We start from the raw sequence: 10050 nt of genomic DNA on the forward strand, positions 1-10050 counted from the left end.
GCTGCCGATTGTCAAGCATTCCTATGTAGTGCGTGATCCAAGAGATATGGCGCGGATTGTCGCCGAAGCATTCTTAATCGCCAGTACGGGACGTCCTGGCCCAGTCCTGATTGATGTGCCCAAGGATGTTGGTTTAGAAGAGTTTGACTATGCACCTGTGGCACCAGGTAAGGTTAAGTTACCGGGCTATCGTCCTACCGTCAAGGGAAATCCTCGTCAAATTAACCAGGCACTGAATCTGATTCGTCGGGCACGGCAACCCTTGCTTTATGTCGGTGGTGGTGCAATCACATCTGGGTCTCATTCTGAGTTGCGGAAACTGGCAGAAATCTTCCAAATTCCCGTGACGACGACACTGATGGGTAAAGGGGCGTTTGATGAATCCCATCCTTTAGCTGTGGGAATGTTGGGGATGCACGGGACTGCCTACGCTAACTTTGCCGTGAGCGAGTGTGACTTGCTGATTGCGGTTGGTGCACGGTTTGATGACCGAGTGACCGGTAAACTCGATCAATTCGCCTGTCACGCCCAAGTCATTCATATCGATATTGACCCTGCTGAAGTTGGAAAAAATCGAGCACCGCAAGTGCCAATTGTGGGGGATGTACGGCAGGTTTTGGTTGATCTGTTGCGTCGCTATGAGGAATTGGGAATTTCACCAGATCCGAACCAAACGAGGGAATGGCTGGCACGGATTAACCGTTGGCGTGAGGACTATCCCTTACAAGTGCCTCAACATGCCGATAGCTTGTCGCCTCAAGAAGTCATTGTGGAGTTAGGGCGTCAGGCACCGGATGCTTACTACACGACCGATGTGGGTCAGCATCAAATGTGGGCTGCACAATTCCTCAAAAGCGGGCCTCGTCGCTGGATTTCCAGTGCGGGTTTGGGAACGATGGGTTTTGGTGTACCCGCAGCAATGGGCGTGAAGGTGGCGCTGCCGAATGAGCAGGTGATTTGTGTAGCAGGGGATGCCAGTGTTCAAATGAACATTCAGGAACTGGGCACCTTGGCGCAGTACGGCATCAACGTGAAGACGGTGATTATCAACAACGGTTGGCAGGGGATGGTGCGCCAGTGGCAACAGGCGTTCTATGGAGAGCGTTATTCCTCCTCAAATATGGAGTCAGGAAAGCCGGACTTTGTGAAGTTGGCCCAGGCGTATGGCATCAAGGGCATGGTGATTCAGAGTCGGGATGAATTAAAGGATGCGATCGCTGAAATTCTCGCTCATGATGGCCCAGTTTTGGTAGATGTCCGTGTCAAAAAAGACGAGAACTGCTACCCAATGGTCGCCCCTGGCAAGAGTAACGCACAGATGGTTGGTTTGCCAGAGCGCCCCAAACTCGAACAAGCGATTGAATTAGTCTATTGCAGCAACTGCGGCGCAAAAAATGTCGCAACGAACAACTTCTGTCCGGAGTGCGGCACAAAGATCTAAGTTGACTCCCCTCAAGTCAGCCTAACTAACAAAGGAAAGTCCCTGCCATCGTGCAGGGCTTTTTTTTAGCTGGTGATACCTACATCTGGTTATGTATTTAATTGGAGCGCTAGGTTTCAGCTTTTTTCGAGCGTTAGATTATAGCTTGAAAAATAACGCTCAAAAATAACAAATAATTTGAAAATACATAAAAATTTTATTTTTTCTTTAGCTATGAACACAATAATCAGCTAATTGGCGTAAAAGATTCCAGCCATGTTGCTGACGTAATAAACTTTAGAAACAAAGAAAATTTGAGCTGGTTACTGATAGTTGTCTTAAAAGGGATTATGACTCGTCTACTAGATCCAAAAAAAGATCTACGTCAAGACAGAGATTTAGATGTATCTACTCATGACGTAGTTTCCCCCTGGAGAAATCCAATTCCCTTAGGGGAGTATCAAAGGAGTCCCGTTGTTGTCTACTTTTACAGCAATAGATGGATTCCGATGAAATGTTTTTCCTTGGCTGAGGCTGTTGCGCTCTATCATAAAGCCCTGTCCTTAGGCAAGGAGATAATTGTCTATCCTGCTGATTACGACCCCTATATCCAAAGGTATGCTGCGCCTCCTTGTGCAGGGGAAGTACCTTAAGAGGCGATCGCTTCCGCTACGAGTCACCATTCCGGAAAGTACAAGTTGACAGCAATAGCCCATCCGCAGCTCAGTTAGTCAAGGGGCTGTGTGTAAAGAATTGAAACAAAAATGCATAATCTCCCGCTGATGAGACGTATCTAAAAGCGGAGGTGAGACTTTATGCTAATATTTCTAGTCTTAACGAGTTACGTGATCGGTTTTGCGGTTGTTCTTGAAGTGTTGTTTTTACACGAGTAATGAACAATGGCTGAGCATACTCCACCATCTGAATTAAATCAGTAGTAACGAGGTGAACAGGAGTCACCCTGCTATAAGTGGAATGATGTCAAATAAATGAAGACCAACAGCAACCGGACATGAGTGAAACAACAGGCGCAGCTTACCGTATAGAAAAAGACTCAATGGGAGACCGACATATCCCCGTTGAGGCTTACTACGGGATTCAAACGCTACGGGCAACGGAGAACTTTCCCATTAGTGGGATTAATCCGTTGCCCACTTATGTAGATGCTTGCGTGCTGATCAAGAAAGCCACTGCGATCGCAAATAGTGAACTTGGCTGTATTCCCCAAGACATTAGCCGTGCCATCATCCAAGCAGCAGATGAAGTCCTCAATGGTAAGTTCCGCGACCAGTTTGTCGTGGATGTCTATCAAGCAGGTGCTGGTACTTCCCACCACATGAATGTCAATGAAGTGCTAGCCAATCGTGCGCTGGAAATTTTAGGTGATGAGAAAGGAAATTACAAGCGCGTTAGTCCCAACGACCACGTTAATTATGGTCAGTCTACTAACGATGTGATTCCGACAGCGATTCGCATTGGTGCTTTATTAGCCTTGGAACATTCGCTTTACCCTGCTTTATCCGATGCCGTTACCGCCTTAGATAACAAGGCCGATGAATTCCAGGATATTGTGAAATCTGGCAGAACTCACATGCAAGATGCTGTGCCAGTGCGGTTAGGGGAAAGCTTCCGGGCTTGGGCACAAATCCTCTCAGACCATATTAATCGGATTGAAAGAGCATCGGAGGATTTGATGGTGCTGGGTTTAGGAGGAAGTGCAGCCGGAACGGGTTTAAACACTCATCCTCAGTATCGGCACCGTGTTGCCCAAATTCTCTCTGAACTAATTGATAAACCCCTGCAAACCGCTGTGCACCTGATGGCAGCGATGCAGAGTATGGCTCCCTTTGTCAGTGTTTCTGGTAGTTTACGCAACTTGGCACAAGATTGCGTCAAAATTTCCCATGACCTGCGGCTGATGGATTCGGGGCCAAAAACAGGTTTGAAGGAAATTCAGCTGCCGCCAGTCCAGCCCGGTTCATCTATTATGCCGGGTAAGTATAATCCGGTCATGGCAGAAATGACCTCAATGGTGTGCTTTCAGGTGATGGGTTACGACAGTGCGATCGCACTGGCGGCTCAAGCTGGACAATTAGAACTCAATGTGATGATGCCACTAATTGCCTATAACTTGATTCATAGCATTGAAATTTTGGGGAACACCCTTTCCGCCTTGACAAAGCGCGGTATTGAAGGAATCCAGGCCAATCGCGATCGCTGCCGAGACTATGCAGAAGGTAGCCTTGCCTTAGTTACTGCCCTCAATCCCCATATCGGTTATCTCAACGCTGCCGCCGTTGCTAAAGAATCTTTAGAGACGGGCAAATCTCTGCGGCAGATTGTTTTGGAGCGAGAATTGATGAATCCTGACGACTTAGCCAAAGTTTTAAATTTAGAGGAAATGAGCGCTCTACCACCAACTGAACACTAAATCATTAGCAAGCGAATAATTGAGTGCCTGAAACTGTTTGCTGCCTTAGATTGCTCTGTAAAACTAGATGACGAACAGCTTAGAAGTCTCTAAGTTATACCACAAGGATTTGTACCTCCTTTTTTTGCCTTTTGCCTTTTCCTCAGGGCAGAATCTCCTTTCCTAAAGCTTTGTAGCTTTCCCAAGCCGTTTGCGATCGCGCATCGGGATAATCTTTTACCAACACCCCCTTCATGGGGGCTCGTTCAAAGGCAACGAGCCGGGGGATTTCGGCTTTAAACACATTTAGACCCGACTCTTCCAGAGATTTCCTGATGTTACGCGCAACCGAACTGCGAGGAGGGATTTGGGTCAAGAGGATTTTGAAATTGGCATTCAACCCCTCTAACAGTTCCACCGTCTTGCTCAGGGCATCCATATCAAGCGCCTTAGCAGTGGTAGGGAGAATCATCAAATCACACCCTTCCGCCAAATCCTTCAATTCTTCATGAGAGGGACGGGCTTGGGTGTCAATCACAATGTATTGGTGCTGTTTGACAAATTTGGGCGCAGCGGCCTCACTAACCACCTTGAAGGGCAACTGACTTTCCCTATCCCACACCAGTGCAGACCGATTCTTATCGGCATCAATTAGGAGAGTCGGACCTTTCTTTTGGAGATAAGCGGCAATATGGATGGCGGAGGTGGTTTTCCCTACGCCTCCTTTCAAGCTGACCAATGTAACAATCATCTACAACCCTAAAGTTCGTATTAAGAGTTTAGGTGAAATGTCTACCGACTAGACTGTTGCGTAAGAAACTTTTATTTTTGGAGATGGGGGATAGAACAATGCTCAATCTGGGTCTTGTCATGAGGGAGAAGGCAGTCTGTGACTTCTAAGAGAAATGGCACTGACTTAAGCGAAAAGTGATCGTTTCTAGGAAAAACCAAGATTGGGGGGTTCCCCCCAAACCCCCCACTGGGGGACGGAGTGCCTACCTAGAGACCCCCTGCACAAGGGTTGGTTGATGAGGTAGGAGAGTTCTTAAATCAGTGCCATATGACCCATTTATTTGAACCGCTTAGCATCCGTGATGTGACGTTTCGCAACCGTATTGCCGTTTCACCCATGTGTCAATATTCCAGCGAAGATGGGTATGCCAATGATTGGCACTTGGTTCATCTCACCAGCCGTGCCGTGGGTGGTGCGGGTTTAGTGTTCACAGAAGCAGCAGCTGTGGAACCCAAGGGACGCATTAGCCCAAGCGATTTGGGAATCTGGAGTGATGGACACGCTGAGGCGTTGGCAAAAATTGTGGCAATGATTCATAACTTTGGAGCCGTTGCCGGGATTCAACTGGCTCATGCAGGCCGGAAGGCAAGCACTGCCGTACCTTGGGATAGAGGGAAACCCTTCGGTGAATCTCAGGGCGCATGGCGTCCTATTTTTGCGCCCAGTGCGATCGCATTTAGCGAAAATAGTCAGGTACCTGAAGCCTTAAGTCTTGAAGGAATTCAGCAAACTATACAAGCTTTTGTGCAAGCGGCTAAACGCTCTCTTGAAGCTGGATTCAAAGTGATTGAACTCCATGCGGCTCATGGTTACTTACTGCATGAGTTTCTCTCCCCACTTTCTAACTATCGGGAGGATGAGTATGGGGGTAGCTTTGAAAACCGTATTCGCTTACTCCAAAAGGTGGTTCAGGCCGTGCGGCAGGTTTGGCCTGAAAAGTATCCGCTGTTTGTGCGTATTTCTGCAACTGATTGGATAGATCAGGGCTGGGACATTGAACAAAGTATAGCTTTGAGCGCTCAACTTAAGTTATTGGGTGTGGACTTGATCGATTGCTCTTCAGGGGGAATTCTACCAACAGCCAAAGTACCCGTTGGCCCCGGTTATCAAACTCCGTTTGCCGAACGAATCCGGCGTGAGGCCGGGATTCAAACAGGAGCCGTTGGTTTGATTACCACCCCCGAACAAGCTGACCATATCATTCGCACGGGTCAGGCAGACATCGTATTGCTAGCACGAGCAGTATTGCGCGAACCGTACTGGCCTCATCGTGCGGCAAAGGAACTCGGACACGATAAAAACTGGCCTATTCAATATGATCGCGCTTGGGGCTAAGGAAAACGTGAGTGTGCGAAGTAGAGTACCGAGGAGCGTTGGCTTTTGTATTCCTGTACACAAAATGCCTTAACACCCAGATCAATCTATAAGGAGAGAATAATATCGTCCAAGAATGCTAACTTCTGATTGACGAAAAATTGGCAGTTGCCCCGCCTCGCCTGCGGCGGGGCTTTTATTTATAAAGGTGCAATAAATAGTTGACAAACTGGGCGGCAGTAGTGTAAAGACGTTGTTCAGTCTTTTCTGCTGCTATGCGCTGAACCCACCAGCCTTGGCAACTGTCAGGCGATCGCCACAAGTCTAAATGCTCAATCGCTGGATCGGCATAGAAACTATCTTCGCCAGTTCCCAATAAGGCTGAACTCCAGTGGGTGAAGTAATCATGGCTGACCCGATGGATGGGAAATTTCCCCTGTAAAGGTACACCCCAGCCATCAAATGCAATAAAGGCTTTTACTTGACCGCCCAACATTTCCCACCCCCAAGCCGCACCGATAGCACCCGCAACACCAGCGCTGAAGCTGATAAACACAATTGGGGTCGTTTGACTCGCATGGCGCTGCAAAAATTGCAGAATATGGAGAGTTGAGTAAGCTGGGTACTCCTGAGTAGGAAATATCAAAAGCTTTTGAGTCGAGCCAGTCGATAAATGAGCGATTTTGTTACCTTGCAATGCCGTTAAAAAATCCTGCGTTAGCTGCGGTTCATGGATGCCGGGACAAATGACAACATCACTGGGCACAGGAAGCCTGCTGCTCATGTTTTTCCGAGTAGGTTTGGTACATTCAGGGTATCAGCCTGTGCGATCGCGCAGGTTGAAGGAATTGTCTCGTTAAAGTAGTTGATGAACGCCTGGATACGATTAAGTAACTTCAGATGAATCAACGGGAGTCTATTAATTCATGACATACGATTACGATTTGTTTGTGATAGGTGCGGGGTCTGGAGGAATCGCGACGGCGAGACGGGCGGCACAATATGGGGCAAAAGTAGGGATTGCGGAATATAGTCAATTAGGGGGCACCTGTGTGAATCGCGGCTGCATTCCTAAGAAATTGATGGTTTACTCCTCTCACTTTCCTCATTTGTTTGAGGATGCACAAGGCTATGGATGGAGTCCTGTGCAAAGCACCCTCGACTGGCAAAAGATGATTACTGCCGTCAATAAGGAACTCGAACGCCTGAATGGGGTCTATCAACGAATGATTGACAACGCAGGGGTAGAGCTGATCAATGGTTATGCAAAGTTCCTCGATCCCCATACGTTAGAAATCAACGATCGCAAGATTACAGCTAATAAAATCTTGATTGCTGTTGGAGGACACCCTTATAAGCCAGATATTCCAGGGATCGAACATGCGATCATTTCCGATGACATGTTCCGGCTTCAGGAACAACCCAAACACATTGCCATTATTGGTACTGGATATATCGGCGTAGAATTTGCCTGCATCATGAATGGTTTGGGTTCTAAGGTGACTCTGCTCGATCGCAACGATTTGATTTTGCGAGGATTTGACGACGATCTCCGCGCTGGCATTCAAGAGGGAATGCAACAGCACGGGATTGAGATTCTCAACCACGCTCAAGCCGCCGCCATTGAAAAAACCTCAGAAGGTCTTAAACTGGCGATCGCAAATAGCAATGTGACAGTAACAGCAGATGTCATTCTTTCTGCCACAGGTCGCAGACCCAGTCTCCAGAATATGGGTCTAGAGAATGCTGGGGTAGAAATTGCCAAAGGGGCAGTTGCGGTCGATGAGTACAGCCGCACCAATCAGCCGCATATTTTTGCTGTGGGAGATTGCACCAACCGTGTGAATCTAACTCCGGTCGCGATTAACGAAGGTCGTGCCTTTGCCGATACGGAATTTGGGGGTCAATCTCGCCAAATGGCCTACGACAACATCCCTTCAGCCATTTTTTCCACGCCTGAAGGAGCGACGGTGGGTTTGACTGAAACCCAAGCCAGGAAAAATTGGGGTGAAGCGGTCAAGTGCTATCGCGCTAAATTTAGACCCATGTACCACACATTAAGTGGTCGGGATGAGAAGACAATGGTGAAGCTAGTCGTAGAAGAGGATACTCAAAAGGTAGTCGGTGCCCACATGATCGGCGAACATGCCGCAGAAATCATACAAGGAATTGCGATCGCCCTCAAAATGGGAGCCACGAAAAAAGACTTTGATGCCACTGTTGGTATCCATCCAACCGTTGCCGAGGAGTTCGTGACCCTACGTTAACTGAAGTAATGAAGGATGAAGGATGAAGCCTGAAGTATCAAAAACTTTTCAACCTTCAACCTTCAACTTTCAACCTTCAACCTTCAACCCTCTAAGCCACCCAACGCCACCAAGCAAAACGAATCGCAAAGCCTACCAGCATCGTACCGAACAAGCCCATCGTTGCGTATCCCCAACGGGGGTGGCGAGAAAGCAACACCCCTAGCGCCAGGGATGCTGTCACAACGCCATAGACGTATCGATTGACAGACAATACCGCGCCAGAGTTGATAATCAGCAAGATGGAGAAAAAACCGTAGACGGCAGCAACACGCGTGATCTGATGGCGCATGTACCAAAACAGATAAGCACTACCAAAGACCATAAACAACTTAGTGAATTCTTTGACAGCCCCCCACCGCCAGCGGAAAAGATTTACAACCATACTCCACCAACCCTGCCAGTTGATGCCAGAGGCGGTACCCCATGCTTTCTGCACATGGACAAACGCCAAAGGATCGCCAAAACGCACCAAACAATACAGCATGTACAACAGCAGACCTCCACTGGTCGCAAGACCTGCAAGATAAGCAATTGGAGGTCTTTTCTCCCTCCACGCTAAAAAAAGAAAGGTTGGAATCAGCACAACTCCAGTGACTCGTGTCCCTGTCGTTAGTGCACCCCATAATGCAGCTCTTGCATACTGGTGCTTTTCAAACACTCTCAATGCGGCTGTGCTGAATAACAGAAACAGCCCTTCTGAGTAGATGACTGTCCCAAATAAGGAGAAGGGACACCAGGCCATGACCGCCGTTGCCCACTTGGCTGCATTCTCTCCATGATGCTCTTCTACCCAACGGTATAGAAGAATCATTGCACCCAGAAGCGCTAAATTGTTCACAAGTAGACCGGCTATCTCAACAGAGAAACCCAGGCTCATGACCGCACGAACGACTAAAGGAAAGACGGGGAAAAAAGCAATATTGTGCATTTTTCCATCCGCTGCATAGTCATAGCCCTGAGCGATAATTTGCTTGAACCAAGCGGCATCCCAATGGGTGAAAAGCTCTAAGCTAGGTTTAGGAATAAAACCCGGAACAAAAGCTAGGGGCAATAGCTCGTGTTCAGCAGGAGTAGCCGGATAGTAAGGAGCAATCACCTGCATTGCAATGATAATCAAGAGCCGACTGAGCAGCCACATTACGAAGACAAACCGCAATTCCTGAAGTGATTGTGCTGACAGATTTCCTCCCCATTTAGGCGGTCTAATTGGTAATTTAAGCCTGGTAGACACAAGAATACTCCTGTTAGATATTAGCAGTAACGGAATGACATTCTTATAGCCAGTTAATCAGGATTTTCTTCAAGTGTAAATCTTTGTAAATTAAGAAAGTAGGGATTGATAATTAGCTCATTGATTTAAAATTAATTAAAAATGAACCGAGTCAAGAATTTGTCTTTGTATCCCTGTATTTTTTTAGGGGATATAAAGGTAACAAATTTGAACATAATTTCTGATTTTTACTGCTAGTTTAAAATTAATAAACTTGCAACTTTTGTAATCGATTGTCATCGATTTATAGGGTCAATCAATTAAGATTTTTCATAACATCTTTACAGGCTTACCTCTAATAGTATCTCTCCAGAGATTTAACTATATACTGTCAATAGGTATAGTTCTTATTTATTAAAAATATATTAAAATATCAAAATGTTCAAGAGAAGTAAAGCCTAAGCAAAATTGCTAACTCTGCAATCTTAGGGAACAGAGACGACCACTCCGACACTTTCATTGGCGAGGTTATCTACTGCACACAACGCATAGGTTCCTGGCTCTACAGCAACAGTCGTGGTAGCAGCGTCAATA

General features: G+C 47.0%; 8 protein-coding genes. 5 read left to right on the plus strand and 3 right to left on the minus strand.

Annotation, left to right across the window (positions count from 1 at the left end):
- From ilvB to V6C93_RS02425, 3 genes are all read left to right on the plus strand, one after another.
- A partial coding sequence (ilvB, locus tag V6C93_RS02415; protein ID WP_333475048.1) for a biosynthetic-type acetolactate synthase large subunit occupies nucleotides 1-1441 on the plus strand: 1441 nt, incomplete at its 5' end.
- A gap of 329 nt (nucleotides 1442-1770) precedes the next feature.
- Nucleotides 1771-2073 carry a hypothetical protein gene (locus V6C93_RS02420; RefSeq protein ID WP_333475049.1) on the plus strand — a complete coding sequence of 101 codons (303 nt, stop codon included), beginning with the start codon at nucleotides 1771-1773 and terminating at the stop codon, nucleotides 2071-2073.
- Nucleotides 2074-2432: 359 nt separating this feature from the next.
- Entirely contained in the window at nucleotides 2433-3851 is a 1419-nt protein-coding gene (locus tag V6C93_RS02425) for an aspartate ammonia-lyase (RefSeq protein ID WP_333475050.1), read from the plus strand.
- Nucleotides 3852-3993: 142 nt separating this feature from the next.
- Here the strand turns inward: V6C93_RS02425 and V6C93_RS02430 are convergent, their stop codons facing one another.
- Nucleotides 3994-4581 carry a ParA family protein gene (locus V6C93_RS02430; protein ID WP_333475051.1) on the minus strand — a complete coding sequence of 196 codons (588 nt, stop codon included), beginning with the start codon at nucleotides 4579-4581 and terminating at the stop codon, nucleotides 3994-3996.
- A 309-nt stretch (nucleotides 4582-4890) separates the two neighbouring features.
- Between V6C93_RS02430 and namA the strand changes: the two genes are divergently transcribed.
- Entirely contained in the window at nucleotides 4891-5958 is a 1068-nt protein-coding gene (gene namA / locus V6C93_RS02435) for an NADPH dehydrogenase NamA (protein ID WP_333475052.1), read from the plus strand.
- 175 nt (nucleotides 5959-6133) lie between these two features.
- On the opposite strand, the gene V6C93_RS02440 is transcribed toward namA, so the two are convergent.
- Nucleotides 6134-6721, minus strand: coding sequence for a hypothetical protein (locus tag V6C93_RS02440; RefSeq protein WP_333475053.1), 588 nt, complete (start codon nucleotides 6719-6721; stop codon nucleotides 6134-6136).
- A gap of 142 nt (nucleotides 6722-6863) precedes the next feature.
- Between V6C93_RS02440 and gor the strand changes: the two genes are divergently transcribed.
- The gene (gor, locus tag V6C93_RS02445) at nucleotides 6864-8204 is read left to right on the plus strand and encodes a glutathione-disulfide reductase (protein WP_333475054.1); all 1341 of its coding nucleotides are present in this window, start codon (nucleotides 6864-6866) and stop codon (nucleotides 8202-8204) included.
- 91 nt (nucleotides 8205-8295) lie between these two features.
- Here gor and V6C93_RS02450 read toward each other — a convergent pair whose 3' ends face one another.
- Nucleotides 8296-9477: a mannosyltransferase family protein gene (locus tag V6C93_RS02450; protein ID WP_333475055.1), complete on the minus strand. Its 1182-nt coding sequence runs from the start codon at nucleotides 9475-9477 to the stop codon at nucleotides 8296-8298.
- Between the last annotated feature and the right edge of the window lie 573 nt (nucleotides 9478-10050).

The sequence above is a fragment of the Allocoleopsis sp. genome, from assembly GCF_036703385.1.
Classification (GTDB): Bacteria; Cyanobacteriota; Cyanobacteriia; order Cyanobacteriales; family Coleofasciculaceae; genus Allocoleopsis.